Raw genomic sequence first — 18,352 nt, 5'->3', positions numbered from 1 at the left:
CTCCTTATTGGTTTAACTTCTCTTGTAGGTCATTAATCATTTGCAATGCTTGAAGCGGCGTCATCGCCGACACTTGTACATCTTTAATGGTTTGTAAAATTTCGTCTTTTTCTGTATCCGCTTCATCAAAAAATGATAATTGTTCGATTGTTTTTGGTTGTTGCTTTTTATCTTGTTCAAAAGTTTTTAACAATTCTCGTGCACGCGCAAGAATGGCTTCAGGTAAATTGGCCAACTCTGCAACGTGAATTCCGTAGCTTTTATCAGCAGGTCCTTTTTTTACTTTATGAAGAAATACTACTTTGCCTGACTGCTCCATAGCTGCTACGTGAACATTGTGCAGTTTTTCAAGTGAATTTTCTAACGCTGTTAACTCATGATAATGCGTCGAAAACAGTGTGTTGGCACCGATTTCTCTATGAATATATTCAATCATTGATTGAGCTAGCGCCATTCCGTCATATGTCGAAGTACCACGGCCAATTTCATCAAACAGCAATAAGCTGTTTTTGGTTGCATGGGTAATGGCGTATTGCGATTCCAGCATTTCAACCATAAATGTACTTTGTCCAGAAACTAAGTCATCAGCTGCTCCAATACGTGTGAAAATTTGATCGACAATTGGTAAGTTAGCAGATTCAGCAGGTACATAACTACCAATTTGAGCCAAGACGATTGTCAATGCAACTTGTCGCATATACGTACTTTTACCTGACATGTTTGGTCCTGTAATAAGTAGCATATTTTGATTTTCCGCAAGAACGCAGTCATTTGGTACATAATGTTGTTTGTTGAGCATTTTTTCGACAACTGGGTGACGCCCTTCGATTATGGAGATTTCATTGGAATCATTAAAATCAGGTTTTACAAAACGGTATTTTTCTGCCACATTGGCAAAGCTTAAAAAGACATCTAATCCACTAAGTGAAGAAGCCAAGCGTTGAATGCGTGAAATATACTGTTTCACTTCGTCTCGAATCGCTACAAACAACTCATATTCGAGTGCTAAACTTTCTTCTTCAGCTGTTAGGATTAACGCTTCTTTTTCTTTTAGTTCAGGCGTGGTATAACGTTCAGCGTTTGCTAATGTTTGCTTTCGGTCATAGCGCTCTAAATCCGCTAAATGCATATTAGCTTTTGAGATTTCAATATAATAACCAAAAATACGGTTATAGCCAATTTTTAACGATTTGATGCCGGTTAATTTGCGCTCTTTTTGCTCCAGTTCAGCAATCCAGTCTTTACCATTACGTGAAGCATATCGGAATTCATCCAGTCGCTCATGGAACCCATCGCGAATCACTCCACCTTCTTTTGATGACAGGGGCGGATTTTCACTAATGGCTTGCAGTAATTCACAAACTTCAATACAGCGATCCAATTTCTCACCGAATTCCAGTAAAGCTGGATTACCTGACTTCGCCAATTCATCGATTAGCATTGGAACTTTCTCCAGAGAGCTGCGAAGCTGCGCTAAATCTCTCCCACTAGCGCTACCAAAGGCGATTCGCCCAGATAGACGTTCTAGGTCATAAACTTCTTTTAACAAGCCTTGAAGCTCTACACGCACGAAATACCGCTCGATCAATGCCGCTACCATTTGTTGGCGTTCTTCGATCATTCGTTTATTCGCTAATGGTTGATGCAACCATTGCTTTAATTTCCGGCTTCCCATTGCTGTCATTGTTTCATCTAACAACCACAGTAAAGTGCCTTTTGTTTCATTGCCGCGAATAGACTGCAGTAATTCTAAATTTCGTTTAGAATGAAAATCAATGCTTAGTAATTGGTTATTTTCTTTATAAGCAAAAGCTTGGATATGGTCTAAAGATTGTTTTTGTGTACGAGCAATATACGTCATCAACCGGTGACAACTAGTTTGTAAATCTTCTGGACAATCTATCGTCAAAGATGCATTCATCTGATAAGAATCTTCCATGGTTTCAATCGACAAGACTAAATCTTGTTCTTCTTCTGTCAGCAAGACAAACAATTGCTCTGAGACGACTAATTCACGAATGCTTAAAGAGCGCAGTTCCTGTAATAACGCTTTTTCAGTTCCCATTATGTACGTCGCTGTAGCTTCACCCGTACTAATATCCACATATGACAAAGCGAAACCATCTGTTAGTTCATCAGCAGCAGCTAAAAAAACATTAGATTTGGAATCTACACTTTTTCCCTCTGTATGTGTCCCAGGTGTTATTAAACGGACGACCTCGCGCTTCACAACGCCTTTAGTCGTTTTCGGGTCTTCTACTTGTTCACAAATGGCCACTTTATGACCTTTTAAGATTAACTGATCAATATAGTTTTTTGCCGCATGGTGAGGCACGCCACACATCGGAATCCGGTCATCGCCATTTCCTCCACGTGCGGTTAACGTGATTTCTAGTAGTTGAGATGCTTTAATCGCATCATCATAAAACAATTCGTAAAAATCGCCTAAACGGAAAAACAAAAAAGCATCCAAGTATTCGGATTTCACTTGAAAATATTGTTGCATCATTGGTGTCGGTGCCATTTTAAAACCTCTTTCAAATCGATTCGTCGTTTCTCCATTATACCAAAAATAAAGGCGGAAAAGAAAAAACTGAAAGAGCTTTGGCTCTTTCAGTTTAATTCTGTTTAAATGCGTTTCACTTCTCGCTTGTATTCGGTTATAAAGACCAGATTGTTTTATGCCGTCGGAGCTTAACGGTCGTTTACGCTTTTCTCTTCGGCTAGCTTCAACGACCAGCCCCTCGGGTCATAAGCCACTCTGGCTGTGCGGCTGAAATAACGCCGCTTCGCCAGATCGTCTTATGCCGTCGGAGCTTAACGGTCGTTTACGCTTTTCTTGTTACCCGCAGCTTCCTGGTTTGTCGTTGCGGACTTTTGATCCTGTTTCGCCGCGTAACAAATCGCCACCTGTTTCAGTAATGATGTTGTTTGTTACTTGGTTAGCAATTGCTGTTGATACCATTTGTAACAATGAGTTGACATCGCTTTGCGATTGCTTGAATTCTTGAACGATCGGCACAGCGTCAATTTCTTCTTCAATCTTCGAAATTTTACCTTCGATTAAATTCAACGCACGTTCTTTGCCGTATGCTTGGAAGTTTACTGCTTGTTTTTGTAAACTTTTCAGGCTAGCAATTTTTTCGCGAATTTGTTGGTTTTCGTTAATTTGTGCTTCTGCACGTTTAAAGAAATCCACTTCTTCTGTTGCTGCGATCATATCTGCGACTTCGCGTGCTTTGTCGACGATTTCTTGTTTTGTGTATGTCATTTTTAAACACCCATTTCTTGGCCAGCGACAGCTTCTAGTTGTTCACTGCATTGCGACCATGTTTTAGTTTCGGTAAATCGGACTTTGACATCTTTATTTTAAGCACAAACCCTTACTGTACGTATTTACAACTAGCAAGGTCTATACCTTTTGATAGCATTTAGATATTTTTTAAATCTCACGATCTGTTCGAAGTTTGTAAAGAAATAGATCTTTCCATCTCTAAAAAACTCTTTTTACTCACTCCCTCATTATACTGAAAATGAGGCTTGCACTTCAAGGTCTCTGCTCTAATTGTCGAAGTTTCGTCACGAAGCTGGAGATTTATCCTTGGAACGGATAATCTTCATTGATATAAACGCGTTCAAAGCTTGTCGCTTTACCCGTTTGATCATCCACTTCTGTGAAAAATCCACTCACCACTGAACGGCCACGTTTTGGCACTTCAAATCGAGTTGGCATATTCGTTTTGAAACGATACAACACAGCTTCTTTGTTCATGCCTAATATTTCATCATACGGTCCCGTCATTCCCACATCCGAAATGTACGCAGTGCCATTTGGTAAAATACGTGCATCGGCAGTTTGAACGTGTGTATGTGTTCCAACAACCACTGAAGCGCGCCCATCTAAATGCCAACCCATCGCAATTTTTTCGCTTGTTGCTTCTGCATGAAAATCCACAAACACTAATGGCGAAATAGCTTTAGCTTCGGCTATAAGCTCATCCGCTTTTTGGAATGGATCTTCATGAGGTGGTAAGAACACACGGCCATGCAAATTAATAACAGACAAAGTTTGACCATTTTTTGTGACCGTAGCCATTCCGCGACCTGGTGCTTCATCTGAAAAGTTTGCTGGGCGAATCAAATAATCAACTTCATCTATAAAATCAAAAATTTCTTTCTGGTCCCATGTATGGTTACCCATCGTTACCATATCCACGCCCATGAATAAAAGGTCTTGATAAATAGCTTTAGTAATGCCGCGACCTGCTGCTGCATTTTCACCATTGGCAATAATTACATCTGGTGCATATTTTCTTTTTAACCTCGGTAAATACGATTCTAGTGCATCTCTTCCGATTGATCCGACAATATCTCCAATAAATAAAATTTTCACAAACTCACCTTTTTCCCATAAGAAAAAGGCTTCTTTGAATAGACATTCATCGAAGCCTTACTCTTATTATTTTGCGTATTCAACTGCTCTAGTTTCTCTAATAACCGTCACTTTAATATGACCTGGATAATCTAACTCTTCTTCTATCCGTTTCCGGATGTCTCGAGCTAAACGATGTGCTGTCATATCATCAATTTGTTCAGGTCGCACCATAATGCGAATTTCACGTCCCGCTTGAATAGCGAATGATTTCTCTACGCCTTCATACGACTCGGAAATTTCTTCAAGTTTTTCTAGGCGACGAATGTAGTTTTCCAATGTTTCACTTCTTGCACCTGGACGAGCGGCAGACAATGCATCTGCTGCTGCGACAATGACAGAAATGATTGACGTCGCTTCTGTGTCACCGTGGTGGGAAGCAATACTGTTAATCACTACAGGATGCTCTTTGTACTTAGTTCCAAGTTCTACACCGATTTCAACGTGGCTACCTTCTACTTCGTGATCGATTGCTTTACCAATGTCATGTAGTAGTCCGGCACGACGAGCTAGTGTAACGTCTTCTCCAAGTTCAGCTGCCATTAAGCCTGACAAGAATGCTACTTCCACAGAGTGCTTCAGCACATTTTGTCCGTAACTTGTACGGTAGCGAAGGCGTCCAAGAATTTTGATCAAATCTGGATGTAAATTATGAACTCCTACGTCAAATGTGGTTTGTTCACCAATTTCACGAATTTGTTCATCCACTTCACGTCTAGACTTCTCAACCATTTCTTCAATGCGCGCTGGATGGATACGACCATCTGATACCAGTTTTTCTAGAGCCAATCGAGCCGTTTCACGACGGATTGGATCAAATCCTGACAGAATAACCGCTTCTGGTGTATCATCGATGATTAAATCGATTCCTGTTAAGGTTTCAAGCGTACGGATGTTACGTCCTTCACGCCCGATGATACGACCTTTCATTTCATCGTTTGGCAGATTTACTACTGATACAGTAGTTTCTGCTACATGGTCTGCCGCAAATCGTTGCATCGCCAATGATAAAATATTTTTCGCTTTTTTGTCCGATTCTTCTTTTGCACGAGCTTCAGATTCTTTCATCATTACCGCAATATCAGTTGAAAGTTCTTTTTCAACATCTTGCAAGATAATAGATTTGGCTTCTTCTCGTGTCAAAGATGAGATTCGTTCCATTTCAGATTGTTGCTGTCGGACTAAATCTTCGGCTTTGCTCTCCATCTGTTCAATATGCTGTTGTTTTTCTGTGAGTGCTTCGTCTTTACGTTCTAGACCCGCTTCTCTTTTGTTTAATGCATCATCCTTGCGATCCAAATTTTCTTCTCTCTGCAACAACCGATTCTCTTGTCTTTGTAGTTCAGAACGGCGTTCCCGAATATCAGATTCTGTTTCAGTACGCAATTTATGATTTTCGTCTTTCGCTTCCAATAATGCTTCTTTTTTCAGCGCTTCAGCTTCTCGTTTTGCATCTTCGACAATTTGCTCCGCAGAGTTTTTAGCGCCTGCAATATTGGAATCGTTTGCTTTTTTTAATGCAAAATAACCAACAACTACACCGACGATGATACCAAGCAAAGCGAAGATGAACTCATTAATAACCATTCGGACACCTCCTCTTGCTATTGAATTTTTTTCATTTTAAAAGATGAATGATCAAACTTGTTTCACTACAACTATTTTAAAATTAGTAAATTATACAATTTTAATTGTATAGATGGACTTATGTCGTGTCAACCCAGGAAAGCGTAAGTAGAAGTACAACGCTAAAGAGAACTTAGCAACTAGTTCGAGTATACGGGCACACTAGATTCTACTGAAGACAGATGTCACTTCATCTGTTATAACAAAAAAAGCCGCAAAGCTTCTGCTTAGCGGCTTTTTCTGACTTATAAAGCGAGTCTTATTTATCGTCTTCGTCAATTAGAAGATTAAAGTCTTCTGGTTCTTCTTTAGTTGCAGCAATTGTATACGTAGCTGCTGCCATCCCGTAAGATTCACGGATTTTATTAGAAATCTCATTACGGATTTCCGGGTTTTTAAGCAAGAATTGCTTAACATTTTCACGGCCTTGGCCAATTCGTTCTTCGTTATACGAGTACCATGAACCACTTTTTTGGATAATTTCCAAATCAGAACCGATATCCACGATTTCACCTTCACGAGAAATCCCTTTTCCGTACATAATATCCACTTCAGCAGTACGGAATGGTGGAGCTACCTTATTTTTCACAACTTTTATCTTCGTTCTGTTACCAATAATTTCTGTACCTGATTTTAATGCTTCTGCACGACGTACTTCTAAACGAACAGATGAATAGAATTTCAATGCGCGACCACCAGGTGTTGTTTCTGGGTTACCAAACATTACGCCAATTTTCTCGCGAATTTGGTTAATGAAAATAACAATGGTATTAGATTTGTTAATAACACCAGATAATTTACGAAGAGCTTGAGACATTAAACGTGCTTGCAATCCCATATGCGAATCGCCCATCTCGCCTTCAATTTCAGCTTTAGGTACTAATGCTGCTACTGAATCGACAACGACAATATCAACTGCTCCACTGCGAACAAGTGCTTCAGCGATTTCCAATGCTTGCTCACCTGTGTCCGGTTGTGACAACAATAATTCATCAATATTTACACCTAAATTTTTTGCGTAAACTGGATCTAAAGCATGCTCTGCATCGATAAACGCCGCAGTTCCACCAATTGCTTGAACTTCTGCGATCGCGTGAAGAGAAACCGTCGTTTTACCTGAACTTTCAGGTCCGTAAACTTCTATTACGCGTCCACGTGGATAACCGCCTATTCCTAATGCTGTATCCAATGCCAATGAACCACTTGATACGGATGATATATTACGGTCGGTTTTTTCCCCCAATTTCATGACAGAACCTTTACCGAATTGCTTTTCTATTTGTTTTAACGCCATGTCTAATGCTGCTTTACGATCGCTCAAAAGAAATCCTCCTCTAAATGAAAACCTATTTTCTATCTGTCTCTATTATACTAGCTTATTGAGAAATACACAAGAAAAAAGCGAACGTTTATTCGGTTATTTATTTTTAAAATTTATTTTTAAACGTCCTATTTTACGCATTTCCCGATTTTGGCAATAAAAAAACACGCAAAATTAAATTTTGCGTGCATTTTCTTCTGTTAACGTGCGAATGACGTAATATAACGCGAGTTTAACAGCTCGTAAACGATTGGTATTGCGCATTCCTGACAATTGAAGGCGATAAGATTTAGAAGTTTCTTCTGTTGCTATTCCAATCCAAACAGTTCCTGCTGGCTGGTCACCATGCGCGTCTGGTCCTGCTGCACCGGTTAATGAAACGCTAATATCGGTTTTAAATTTAGCTCGTACAGCTTCTGCCATAGCTAATGCTGTCTGCTCACTAACAACGCCGTATTCAGCTAGTAATTCAGCTGATAAGCCAAGCTGATGAACTTTCATTTCTTCGTTGTACGTAATGACTCCACCTGACAAAACAGCACTTGCTCCTGGAACCGAAGCCAATTCAGACTGAAAAAGTCCTGCAGTTAAACTTTCGGCTGCAGATATTGTTTTACCTTGATGTTTTAAAAGCTCAACTACTTTAGAGGCGAGTGAATCGTTATCATAACCATAAAGATAATCACCTACGACATCTAAAATTTCCTCTTTAGTTCCATCAATCAACTTCCACGCTTCTTCTGTTGTATTGGTTTTAGCTGTAATACGTAAAGTGACTTCTCCATCAGCAGCGAGTGGTGCAATTGTCGGGTTTGTTTGTTTTTCGAGAATATGGTGCAAACGGTCTTCGAGTTCTGCCTCACCTATACCATAAAAGCGCAAGACGTGTGACAAAATAACATCAGCTTTGTTTAATAAGCTTGCAAGTTTAGGTTTTGCCTCAAATTGGAACATTGGCTCCATTTCTTTGGGTGGTCCTGGCAGCAAAATATAAACACGTTCGTCTTTTTTGTACATCATTCCTGGAGCCATGCCATTATAGTTAACAAGAACGTCACTGTCTTTTAAGACCAACGCTTGCTTTTTGTTATTCTCCGTCATTGGACGTCCTGCACGCTCAAAAAATGCGACGATTGAATCTAACGCTTCCACGTTCATCTCAAGTGACGTATCTAAATGACGAGCAATCGCTTCTTTCGTCAAATCATCTTTTGTGGGGCCTAGTCCTCCAGTAAACAAAATAAGGTCTGCACGATTTTCCGCAATCTTGATAGCATCTTCTAACCGTGCCGGGTTGTCCCCAACTACTGTATGGTAGTACACATTAATGCCAAGTTCCGCTAAATGATTAGACAAAAACCGAGCATTTGTATTGGTGATCTGTCCTAATAATAACTCTGAACCTACTGCAATAATTTCTGCGTTCATTTATTCGAACCCCTTTTTTGCGCTTATTTTGAAGTCATTAATGCACGACGATTGGCATAGAAATAATCCCAGCCAGACCATACTGTGAAGATCAATGCGATATAAAGCATAATTTGACCAAATGGCAAACCAACTAAAACAAAAATAGTATCATGTAGCAATAATGCAGATATCGCTAAAATTTGTGCTGTGGTTTTTATTTTCCCTAAACCACCGGCTGCAACAACTTCGCCTTCACCTGCTAGAACTAAACGTAATCCCGTAACTGCAAACTCACGGCTAATGATGATAATCACAATCCACGATGCTGCAAATTCTAGTTCTACTAAAATGATTAAAGCTGCTGAAACCAATAGCTTATCCGCTAAAGGATCCAAAAACTTCCCAAACGTTGTAACTAAATTGAATTTACGGGCATAGTAGCCATCTACCCAATCTGTTAAGGATGCAAAGATAAAAATTAATCCCCCAACAAAGTGAGTAACGGGCATTTCAGCGCCAAAAAGCGTCATTGTTCCCCAGTCAAAGCCGGCTAACATAACTACCATAAATACAGGAATCAATAATATCCTTGAGATGGTAATCTGATTTGGTATGTTCATTGTTGTTTCCCCTTTCAAACTTTCAAGAAAAATAGCCATCCAAAGATGGCTATTCGACGTTTGTCAATTGAATAACGATATTTTGGGTTTGGAGCGGTTGCGTATACTCGATGTTTTCACCGTTCATAGTCAATGTAATATTAGCGTATTCACCAATGCGTACATGTACACGGTCCACTTCAGCTAAATCGAGTGTTTCTTTTTCTCCAGCTTGCATAACACGCGCTTTCGAAGTTAACTCTTGTTGATTCTGATCAGTGGCAGCAATCCAGGACGGTCCATCCGCAACTATTTCTAGCTGAGGATTTGCCGTTCCTTGCCACGTGTAAGTCGTTGTTTCGCCTTTTGTTTCCTTAAGAGAAAGGACAGACGTAGGTTCTGCAGGTTTTTCCACTGGTTCTTCAGCAACAGTTTCTTCTGTTTCTTTTGGTGTAGCAGGAACAGGCTCTTCGTATGGAACGCCTACTCCTTCATCTTCTACCGGTCTATTTGCTGTGTCTCTGTTCGTCGATGCACTATAAAAATACCAAGACACTGCCAGAATTAAAACAATAAAAAAGGCGACCAAAACTTTTGGGATGATTTCGGCATACGTATCGTTCGAAGCTGTGCGTGTAACTGAACGGCTTCTTGAAGTGAACGTTTCCGGCATTTGCTTTTTTTCAACCGTGTCACTAGCCGGCATTTCTGTTTTAAACTGGTCAAGCAATTCTTCACCATTTAATCCTACAGCTGCAGCATACTGCTTAATAAAAGCACGTACATAAAAAGCACCTGGCATCATACTGTGATTGCCATCTTCTATACCAGCCAAGTACCGCTTTTGTATCTTGGTCAAATCCTGCAAATCTTCCAAACTAAGATTTTTGGCGATTCTGGCCTGTTTTAGCCTTGTACCCAACTCACTCAAACCGATCACCTGCCTACTTAAAAGTTGAAGCCGTCTCCAAACATATTACCTTCTGATTCTTCATTCATGAATGTATTTTTCTCCAATACTTCATAAGTGATCTTTTCATCTGGGTGGTGACGTAATTCAATAATATAATCAAAATCATCAATGCTGTATTCGGATTGCTCTACAAACTTATCCGGATGCTCTACTACTTTAATCGTTGGCATGCGCATCATTTCACGTACTAATTGCATATGCCGTTCATCGGCCGAGCGGCGGGTAACAATGCCATCTAAAATAAAAATATTGTTATCATTGTGCTCATCACCCATTAACTGGTTGCGAACAGTTTGTTTAATCATTGTAGAAGATAGGAAAATCCACTTTTTGTTCGCACTAACACTTGCAGCAACAATGGACTCTGTTTTTCCTACGCGTGGCATTCCTCTTAACCCGACCAACTTATGACCTTCTTGTTTGAAAATTTCTGCCATGAAATCTACAAGCAATCCTAGTTCGTCACGCACAAAGCGGAATGTTTTCCGATCATCAGCATCTCGTTGAATATACCTGCCGTGTCGTACTGCTAAAATATCCCGCAGTTTTGGCTCACGGAACTTAGTGACAGCAATCGTTTCGATAGTTGATAGAATTTGTTCAAAGCGTTCTAGTTGGACATCATGTTCTGCACGCAACAACATACCCCGACGCCCTTGATCTACACCATTAATAGTCACGATATTTACCCGTAACATTCCCAAAAGAGAAGCGATATCGCCAAGAAGACCAGGACGGTTGACTTGGATTTCGTATTCAAAATACCATTCTTTCATGCAATATCCGACCTTTCTCTATACAAGCTGTCTAAAAGGGTTTCTAGTTAATATGATAGCTGATTTGCTGCTCTCGTGAAAGAGGCATTTACTTAGAGAAATACGATTACATCAACCATCCACCATTAATGCGTAATGTTTGCCCTGTCATATAATCTGCTTTTCCTCCGATTAGAAAATCTACAGCATCTGCTATATCTTGAGGAGATCCAAGTCCGAGTGGAATTTCTTCCTCAATTTCCTGTATCTCTTCTTGAGAAAAACCGTCATTCATTTTTGTTTGAATAAAGCCAGGTGAAATGGCATTCACACGCGTTCCCGAAGGCGCCATCTCTTTTGCATAAGCTTTGACAAACGCCAATTGTGCACCTTTTACCGCTGAATACATTGTTTCCATAGATGCACCTATCTCTCCCCAAATTGAGGACACAAAGACCACGTAAGACTTGTCGTGGCGATGAAAAAATGGTGATAATGATTGAATTACCGAAATCGGGTTTTTTACATGTACACGCCATAAAGCTTCCATATCTTGTTCCGTTGTATCGATTAGCATCTTCATCAGCGATTGCCCACTAGCAACAACAATGCCCGACGCATCATATACATTGTTTGTCAGCTTCTCTACACCCTCTTCATAGGTAAAGTCAGCTTGGACCGGTATAAACTCCTGCAAAGGATATTTTTTCGTGAGTTCTTGTACGAGTGTAGCTGGCGAATTAGCATTCCAGTGTAAATACAAAGACCAACCACTTTCTGCTAACTGTCGCGCAATGCTTTCACCAATTTCACCGGACGCCCCGAGCAGGACAACAAATCGTTTCACTGTTCATCCTTTTTCGGAGGCATAATCGTAAAGACAGATTGCTGGGATTCGTGACTGACTAAGGCAAATGCATTTTGCAAATCAACAACCTCTAGCTCTTCTAATACCGGAACAACATCAAATAAATTCATTTCATTAAATGCATAATTGGTGAATTGGTTAGCAATGTATTCTGGAGAATTCAACGCTCTTAAGAAAAAACCAATTTTTTTGCGGCGCACCCGGTCAAGATCTTCTTGACCAAATGGCCATTTTTCAACTGCATTTTGAAGGGTATGTTTGATTTCTTTTATTAAAACCTCAGGCTTGTGCGTATCTGAACCGACTAACGCATAACCAAATCCTTGTTCTAACGAATAGTCGAATGAATAAGACTCATCAATCCAATCGTTTTCATAGGCGTGGTGATAAAAATCAGATGTTCGGCCAAATAATAATTCATAAGCAAGTTGAGCCGCTAGCTCATGCTTAAGCATTTCTGGACCGATTAAATCTAGTTTTTCTGGTTTAATACCGTAAAATACTTTTGGTTTTTGAACGCTCATTTCTAGCACGCGTTCTTTAATAGCTACTTCTTTTGGCTCTTCAGGATAAATGCGTGTAATTTCTGTAGGTTCTTCAAATGTTTTTTGTGCTTGGTCTTCTTTTACTAAAGCCATCATTTGATCTGGATCTACGTTTCCTACTATAAATAACACCATATTTGAAGGGTGATAGAACGTATTGTAGCACGTATATAAATGTTCAGCTGTAATATCCTGAATCGATTCTACGGTACCCGCGATGTCAATTTTCACAGGATGATTTTTGTACATGTTTTCAATAATTCCGAAATACAAGCGCCAATCAGGTTGATCGTCGTACATTGTAATTTCTTGTGCGATAATGCCTTTTTCTTTTTCCACGGTTTTCTCAGTGAAGTAAGGGCTTTGCACAAAATCTAGTAAGGTTTTGACGTTTTCGTCAATTTCCCCTGTTGCTGAAAACAAATAAGCTGTTCGTGTAAATGATGTAAACGCGTTGGCTGCAGCTCCTTGTTTACTGAACTCTTGAAACACGTCCCCTTCTTCTTTTTCAAACATTTTGTGTTCTAAAAAGTGGGCGATGCCATCTGGAACTTTGATTGGTTCTGATCCACCTTGAGGCACAAAATGGTTATCGATAGAACCGTATTTAGTTGTAAACGTGGCAAATGTTTTAGAAAATCCTTTTTTTGGTAAAATATAAACCGTTAAGCCGTTATCAAGCTTTTCATGGAATAATGTTTCTTCTAATTGTTCAAATTCTACTTTATGCATTTGTTTCATCCTCCTTGCCGGATAGGAAGTATGTCATTTCCAACGACAACTCCTGAGCAACTGACGCGATATCTTCTTTCGTGACATTTTTCCATTTATTAATCATATATTCAGGTTCGAAACGATCAGTTAATTCCATGTATTGATCATAAATATCAATTTGTCCACGCGCCGAATCGAGAGCTTCTTTTAATTGATTGACCAGCAACGCTTTTGTTTGATCAAGTTCAACATCTGAAATATTCCCTTTTTTCACTTCTTCTAATTGTTCTAAAACTAAAGTCACCGCTTTTTCTTCTAGTTTGGAATCAATGCCTGCAAGAACGAACATTAACCCAAATTGCGAAGCAAAAGAACTAGATACGTAATATGCCATGCTTTCTTTTTCACGAATGTTTACAAATAATTTAGAATGCGCATAGCCACCAAAAACGCCGTTCATCAGCTGCATGATTGGGAACTTCTCATCGCGGAATGTAATCGGCGTAAAAAATGCCATATGTAGCTTCCCTTGTTTCATGTCTTCAAATTCAAGCACGCGTGGTTGCTCTGGCTTTACCAATTCCATAGGCGGTACTGCAATCGCTTTTTCACGATCTTTAAAATGGAAAAATTCGCGGATGTACGAAGCGATCATTTCTGGTTTCACATCGCCAACCGCATAAATTTCAATTTCATTCTGTGAAATCATTTCGTTGTATTCGGCCACTAATTGTTCATTCGTCACGCTTTCAACGATTTCAATTGTGCCATTTGATGTAATAGAAGCTGGATGGTTCGGTAAGGCCAACTCCATCATCCGCTGCTGTGCATAACGTGTTTTTTCATCAAATACAGATTCGATACGTTGAACTATAGAATGTTTTTCCCGCGTGAATATGGATTCTTTGAACAAGCCATTCTCAAAATTCGGTTTGAACAAAACGATATACATTAAGTTTAATACTTTTTCTAGCACACCTTTTTCAGACAGATATTGATCGTTGACTGTTTCGACATTTAATGTAACCACGTGCTCATTTCCACGCTTTGATGAATCTATGTAAAGAGACGTACCATATAAGTCATCAAGCACCATCCGAAGTGCTGTATGCGACGGATAAACCTCGTTACTATGTTGCAATACGTTCGCCAAAATCGAACGGGCAGATGCCTTTTCTTTCGTTAGTTTATCCTTAAATTTAATTGAAAAATTTATCGTTTTAAATTGCGTTGTCTCATTGACATGCACATTTACGCCTTTAGCAATATTAATTGTTTCAAACATGTAAAATCCCCTCTCGTCGTTCATGCTCTAACTATACCGAACCTTTTCCGTTAATTGCAAATAAAGAAAAGCGAAAGCGGCCGTTTAGATTCGACGGGCATAAGACGACCTGACGAAGTGGCGCTCTTTGCCACACAGTCAGGGTGGCTTATGACCCGAGAATCTGGCCGTTTGAGCTAGACAAATGAAAAGAGCCGTCATTTGCGACGGCTCTTTTAAAAATCTTATCGTTGACCTTTGATATAAGGTTTTCCGATCGCTAGTGGAGCATGAGCGCGACCAATAAATCCTGCTAGTGCAAGAATCGTTAATACGTATGGCAAAATTAATAAGAAGACGTTTGGAATTTCCGAGATAATCGGAATAGATGATCCGACAATACTTAACGACTGTGCAAACCCGAAGAATAAGGCTGCCCCCATCGCTCCAAGTGGATGCCATTTACCAAAAATCATAGCAGCCAATGCCATAAAGCCTTGACCATTGATTGTGGCATGACCAAAATCATTTGTAATCGTTTGTGCGTAAATTGCGCCACCAATACCAGCTAACCCACCAGAAATCATAACAGCAATATAACGCATTCTAGTTACATTAATCCCCATTGTATCAGCAGCCATTGGATGTTCCCCTACAGCACGAAGACGAAGACCAAATGGCGTCTTGTAAATAACAAACCATGCAAGTACTGCTACACCGATTGCAAAGAACGACGTATTATAAACCGATTTAAAAAATAAAGGTCCAATAATCGGAATATCGGATAGAAACGGAACATTGTAACGCGAGAAACGTTCAGTGATAAAATCCGTCTGCCCTTTATCAAAAATTCGTTTTACCAAGTAAATCGATAGCGCAGCTGCTAGTAAATTGATCGCAACTCCGGAAACTACTTGATCTGCACGGAATGTAATAGAAGCTACAGCATGCAATAGTGATAATAGAAGAGCTGCAAACATAGCTGCAATTAGGGCAATCCATGGCGTAGCTGACCCAAATGTGTCAGCATACAATAAGTTAAACAAGATTCCAACGAAAGCACCGATAACCATTAATCCTTCAAGTCCAATGTTGACGACACCAGATCTTTCTGAGAAGACACCGCCAATTGCGACTAAAATAAGTGGTGCAGCATAAAAGATTGCTGAAGGAACGATGAAATATAATACCTCAAGGAAACTCATATTACTTCGCCTCCTTCTTCTTAGCTGATGCACGGAGCAACAGCAAGCGAATGATGTAGCCCGAAGCTACAAAGAAGATAATAACTGCGATAACAATTTCAACAATTTCAATTGGAATACCGGCAGCATTCGGCATATTTAATGCTCCGTACTTTAATGAACCAAATAATGTAGCACCAAACACAACACCAAGAGGTGTGTTCATGCCCAATAAGGCTACCGCGATTCCATCAAATCCGATACCGGTAAATCCACCTTTAGAAGACACATACTCGAAAGTTCCAAGGGCTTCCATTGCGCCACCAAGACCGGCAAATGCACCAGAAATAACCATGGCTAATATGATGTTTTTATTAACGTTCATACCTGCATATTGAGAGGCGTTTTGGTTAAACCCAACTGCTTTTAACTCAAACCCAAGCGTCGTTTTTTCTAAAATAAGCCACATCACACCAACCATCACTAATGCAATAATAATCCCGAAATGCAGTCGTGAAAATTCGGTTAAGTTTTGTAAAAACTCAGAACGTAGAGATGCACTTGCGTAAATATTGCCTGTGCGATCTCCACCGTCAGAAACTGTACGAATTAATGCATTTGTTACGTGTAATGCAATATAGTTCATCATAATTGTAACGATAACTTCGTGTACACGGAATTTAGCTTTTAAAAGACCTGGAACGAAGCCCCATATGGCACCTGCTACAGCTGCAGCCAAAATTGCTAAAGGCAAATGGATAATTTTCGGCAATTCTACAGCTACTCCAACATATGCTGCAGCAAACCAACCTACAATTAATTGACCTTCAACACCGATATTAAACAGACCTGAGCGGAATGCAAAAGCTACCGCAAGACCAGCTAATAAATAAGGTGTGATTTGGCGAATGGTTTCACCGATAGTATATAAGTCTCCAAAAATCCCGTTCCACAGAGCGGCATAGCCTTTAAGTGGGTCATAGCCGCTGACCAGCATAATAACTGCGCCGACCAACAATCCTAAAATAACGGAAATGATGGGGACCAAGAGATTGGTCGCTCTATTCGACATGCTGATCCTCACCTTTCTGTGTTAAATCCTGTGCTTTTTTCTGATTAGTATGTCCTGCCATTAACAAGCCTAGTTCCTGCTCGCTCGTGGTTTCTGGCGTTACAATATCCACAATTTCTCCATCATGAATGACGGCAATTCGATCTGAAACGTTCATAACTTCGTCTAATTCAAATGAAATCAACAATACGGCTTTTCCTTTATCGCGCTGTTCAATCAAACGACTATGAATAAATTCAATTGCCCCAACGTCTAATCCCCTAGTTGGTAAAGCTGCAATCAATAAATCAGGGTCTCGGTCAACTTCTCGGCCAATAATCGCTTTTTGCTGATTCCCACCAGATAGTGAACGAGCTAACTCTGATGGACCTTGTGTTCGAACGTCAAAATCTTTAATAATTTGCAAAGCTTTTTCATTGATTTTGTTGTAATCGATGATACCAGATTTAGAAATCGGCTTGGTATAGTATGTTTGAAGAGAAATATTATGACCAATTGGGAAATCCAGTACTAGTCCATGCTTATGTCTGTCTTGAGGAATATGCCCAACGCCCGACTCTGTTACTTTACGAGGTTTCATATTGGTAACATTTTTTCCATTAATTGAAATGGTTCCACTCTTTACTTTTCGAAGCCCAGTAATCGCTTCGATTAATTCAGACTGTCCATTTCCATCAATTCCTGCAATTCCGACAATTTCGCCTTTACGGACATTCAAATTCAAGTGTTTCACTTTTTCAATGCCACGATAATCAAGGACGACTAAATCTTTAATATCCAAAGTTTCTTCTCCCGGGAACGATTCCCCTTTTACCGTAGTAAATTCGACTTGGCGTCCAACCATCAAAGATGCCAAATCGTTCGGATTGGTTTCGGCTGTAATAACCGTTCCAATTCCTTGTCCTTTTCGGATAACAGTTACACGGTCAGATACATCCATAATCTCTTTTAGTTTATGCGTGATTAAAATAATGGATTTTCCTTCAGCGATTAACCGCTTCATAATTTGAATCAATTCGACAATTTCCTGTGGTGTTAATGAAGCAGTTGGTTCATCAAAGATCAAAATTTCAGCGCCGCGATACAAAGTTTTCAATATTTCTACACGCTGTTGCATACCTACCGATATATCTTGAATGATAGCATTCGGATCAACGTTTAGGCCGTATTGTTCAGACAGTGCCTGTACTTTTTTAGCAGCGTCTTTTTTATTTGTAACACCATATTTTGTTGGCTCGGTTCCCAAAATGATATTTTCTGTAACTGAAAAATTTTCGACCAACATAAAATGCTGGTGAACCATTCCGATTCCAAGATCATTCGCTATATTTGGATTAGAAATGTCTACTTTTTTTCCGCGAACTCGGATTTCTCCGCCTTCTGGCTGATACAAACCGAACAAAATGTTCATTAATGTCGATTTTCCAGCGCCGTTTTCCCCTAGTAATGCGTGAATTTCTCCCTTTTTCAGTTGCAGCGTAATATTGTCATTAGCGACAAATGTACCGAACTCTTTACGGATATTCAGCATTTCAATTACATACTCCACTGTTGTCACTCCCTCAAGACTGCTAACTTTTTTAAAAAAA

15 protein-coding genes are annotated in these 18,352 nt (G+C 39.8%); all 15 read right to left on the bottom strand.

Annotation, left to right across the window (positions count from 1 at the left end; genetic code table 11):
* Nucleotides 1-4 precede the first annotated feature (4 nt).
* Nucleotides 5-2,524 carry a DNA mismatch repair protein MutS gene (mutS, locus tag MLE13_RS01885; protein WP_240747756.1) on the bottom strand — a complete coding sequence of 840 codons (2,520 nt, stop codon included), beginning with the start codon at nucleotides 2,522-2,524 and terminating at the stop codon, nucleotides 5-7.
* Between the two features lie 318 nt (nucleotides 2,525-2,842).
* Nucleotides 2,843-3,271, bottom strand: a complete 429-nt coding sequence (locus MLE13_RS01880) for a RicAFT regulatory complex protein RicA family protein (RefSeq protein ID WP_038704218.1) — start codon at nucleotides 3,269-3,271, stop codon at nucleotides 2,843-2,845.
* Nucleotides 3,272-3,595: 324 nt separating this feature from the next.
* Entirely contained in the window at nucleotides 3,596-4,393 is a 798-nt protein-coding gene (locus MLE13_RS01875) for a TIGR00282 family metallophosphoesterase (protein WP_240747755.1), read from the bottom strand.
* A 66-nt stretch (nucleotides 4,394-4,459) separates the two neighbouring features.
* On the bottom strand, nucleotides 4,460-6,019 hold the full coding sequence (rny, locus tag MLE13_RS01870) for a ribonuclease Y (protein ID WP_240747754.1): 1,560 nt from the start codon (nucleotides 6,017-6,019) through the stop codon (nucleotides 4,460-4,462).
* A gap of 298 nt (nucleotides 6,020-6,317) precedes the next feature.
* The gene (recA, locus tag MLE13_RS01865) at nucleotides 6,318-7,379 is read right to left on the bottom strand and encodes a recombinase RecA (RefSeq protein WP_276323770.1); all 1,062 of its coding nucleotides are present in this window, start codon (nucleotides 7,377-7,379) and stop codon (nucleotides 6,318-6,320) included.
* A gap of 174 nt (nucleotides 7,380-7,553) precedes the next feature.
* Nucleotides 7,554-8,807 carry a competence/damage-inducible protein A gene (locus MLE13_RS01860; protein WP_240747753.1) on the bottom strand — a complete coding sequence of 418 codons (1,254 nt, stop codon included), beginning with the start codon at nucleotides 8,805-8,807 and terminating at the stop codon, nucleotides 7,554-7,556.
* Between the two features lie 23 nt (nucleotides 8,808-8,830).
* Nucleotides 8,831-9,409, bottom strand: coding sequence for a CDP-diacylglycerol--glycerol-3-phosphate 3-phosphatidyltransferase (gene pgsA / locus MLE13_RS01855; RefSeq protein ID WP_240747752.1), 579 nt, complete (start codon nucleotides 9,407-9,409; stop codon nucleotides 8,831-8,833).
* A 49-nt stretch (nucleotides 9,410-9,458) separates the two neighbouring features.
* Nucleotides 9,459-10,328 (bottom strand): helix-turn-helix domain-containing protein, encoded by an 870-nt coding sequence (locus MLE13_RS01850; RefSeq protein WP_346429144.1) that lies wholly within the window; start codon nucleotides 10,326-10,328, stop codon nucleotides 9,459-9,461.
* Nucleotides 10,329-10,336: 8 nt separating this feature from the next.
* Nucleotides 10,337-11,137, bottom strand: coding sequence for a YmfK family protein (locus MLE13_RS01845; RefSeq protein WP_240747750.1), 801 nt, complete (start codon nucleotides 11,135-11,137; stop codon nucleotides 10,337-10,339).
* A 106-nt stretch (nucleotides 11,138-11,243) separates the two neighbouring features.
* Nucleotides 11,244-11,963, bottom strand: a complete 720-nt coding sequence (gene ymfI, locus MLE13_RS01840) for an elongation factor P 5-aminopentanone reductase (protein WP_240747749.1) — start codon at nucleotides 11,961-11,963, stop codon at nucleotides 11,244-11,246.
* Nucleotides 11,960-13,261, bottom strand: a complete 1,302-nt coding sequence (gene yfmH / locus MLE13_RS01835) for an EF-P 5-aminopentanol modification-associated protein YfmH (protein WP_240747748.1) — start codon at nucleotides 13,259-13,261, stop codon at nucleotides 11,960-11,962. The genes ymfI and yfmH overlap by 4 nt, the downstream gene beginning before the upstream one ends.
* A complete protein-coding gene (yfmF, locus tag MLE13_RS01830; protein ID WP_240747747.1) occupies nucleotides 13,254-14,528 on the bottom strand; it encodes an EF-P 5-aminopentanol modification-associated protein YfmF in 1,275 nt (424 codons plus the stop codon). The genes yfmH and yfmF overlap by 8 nt, the downstream gene beginning before the upstream one ends.
* A 224-nt stretch (nucleotides 14,529-14,752) precedes the next feature.
* Nucleotides 14,753-15,712, bottom strand: coding sequence for an ABC transporter permease (locus MLE13_RS01825; RefSeq protein ID WP_240747746.1), 960 nt, complete (start codon nucleotides 15,710-15,712; stop codon nucleotides 14,753-14,755).
* 1 nt (nucleotide 15,713) lies between these two features.
* Complete coding sequence (locus MLE13_RS01820) at nucleotides 15,714-16,763, bottom strand: ABC transporter permease (RefSeq protein ID WP_008497929.1); 1,050 nt, start codon at nucleotides 16,761-16,763, stop codon at nucleotides 15,714-15,716.
* Nucleotides 16,753-18,312, bottom strand: coding sequence for an ABC transporter ATP-binding protein (locus tag MLE13_RS01815; RefSeq protein ID WP_240747745.1), 1,560 nt, complete (start codon nucleotides 18,310-18,312; stop codon nucleotides 16,753-16,755). The genes MLE13_RS01820 and MLE13_RS01815 overlap by 11 nt, the downstream gene beginning before the upstream one ends.
* Nucleotides 18,313-18,352 lie beyond the last annotated feature (40 nt).

The organism is Planococcus halocryophilus (assembly GCF_022489025.1).
GTDB lineage: Bacteria > Bacillota > Bacilli > Bacillales_A > Planococcaceae > Planococcus > Planococcus halocryophilus_A.
This window is presented reverse-complemented; position numbering and strand designations above follow the sequence as displayed.

What these genes read in the sequence shown, in the direction of transcription:
- yfmH (WP_240747748.1), bottom strand. Translation starts at nt 13,261, where the DNA reads ATGCATAAAGTAGAATTTGAACAATTAGAAGAAACATTATTCCATGAA.
- MLE13_RS01820 (WP_008497929.1), bottom strand. Translation starts at nt 16,763, where the DNA reads ATGTCGAATAGAGCGACCAATCTCTTGGTCCCCATCATTTCCGTTATT.
- yfmF (WP_240747747.1), bottom strand. Translation starts at nt 14,528, where the DNA reads ATGTTTGAAACAATTAATATTGCTAAAGGCGTAAATGTGCATGTCAAT.
- MLE13_RS01825 (WP_240747746.1), bottom strand. Translation starts at nt 15,712, where the DNA reads ATGAGTTTCCTTGAGGTATTATATTTCATCGTTCCTTCAGCAATCTTT.
- pgsA (WP_240747752.1), bottom strand. Translation starts at nt 9,409, where the DNA reads ATGAACATACCAAATCAGATTACCATCTCAAGGATATTATTGATTCCT.
- rny (WP_240747754.1), bottom strand. Translation starts at nt 6,019, where the DNA reads ATGGTTATTAATGAGTTCATCTTCGCTTTGCTTGGTATCATCGTCGGT.
- MLE13_RS01880 (WP_038704218.1), bottom strand. Translation starts at nt 3,271, where the DNA reads ATGACATACACAAAACAAGAAATCGTCGACAAAGCACGCGAAGTCGCA.
- MLE13_RS01860 (WP_240747753.1), bottom strand. Translation starts at nt 8,807, where the DNA reads ATGAACGCAGAAATTATTGCAGTAGGTTCAGAGTTATTATTAGGACAG.
- MLE13_RS01845 (WP_240747750.1), bottom strand. Translation starts at nt 11,137, where the DNA reads ATGAAAGAATGGTATTTTGAATACGAAATCCAAGTCAACCGTCCTGGT.
- mutS (WP_240747756.1), bottom strand. Translation starts at nt 2,524, where the DNA reads ATGGCACCGACACCAATGATGCAACAATATTTTCAAGTGAAATCCGAA.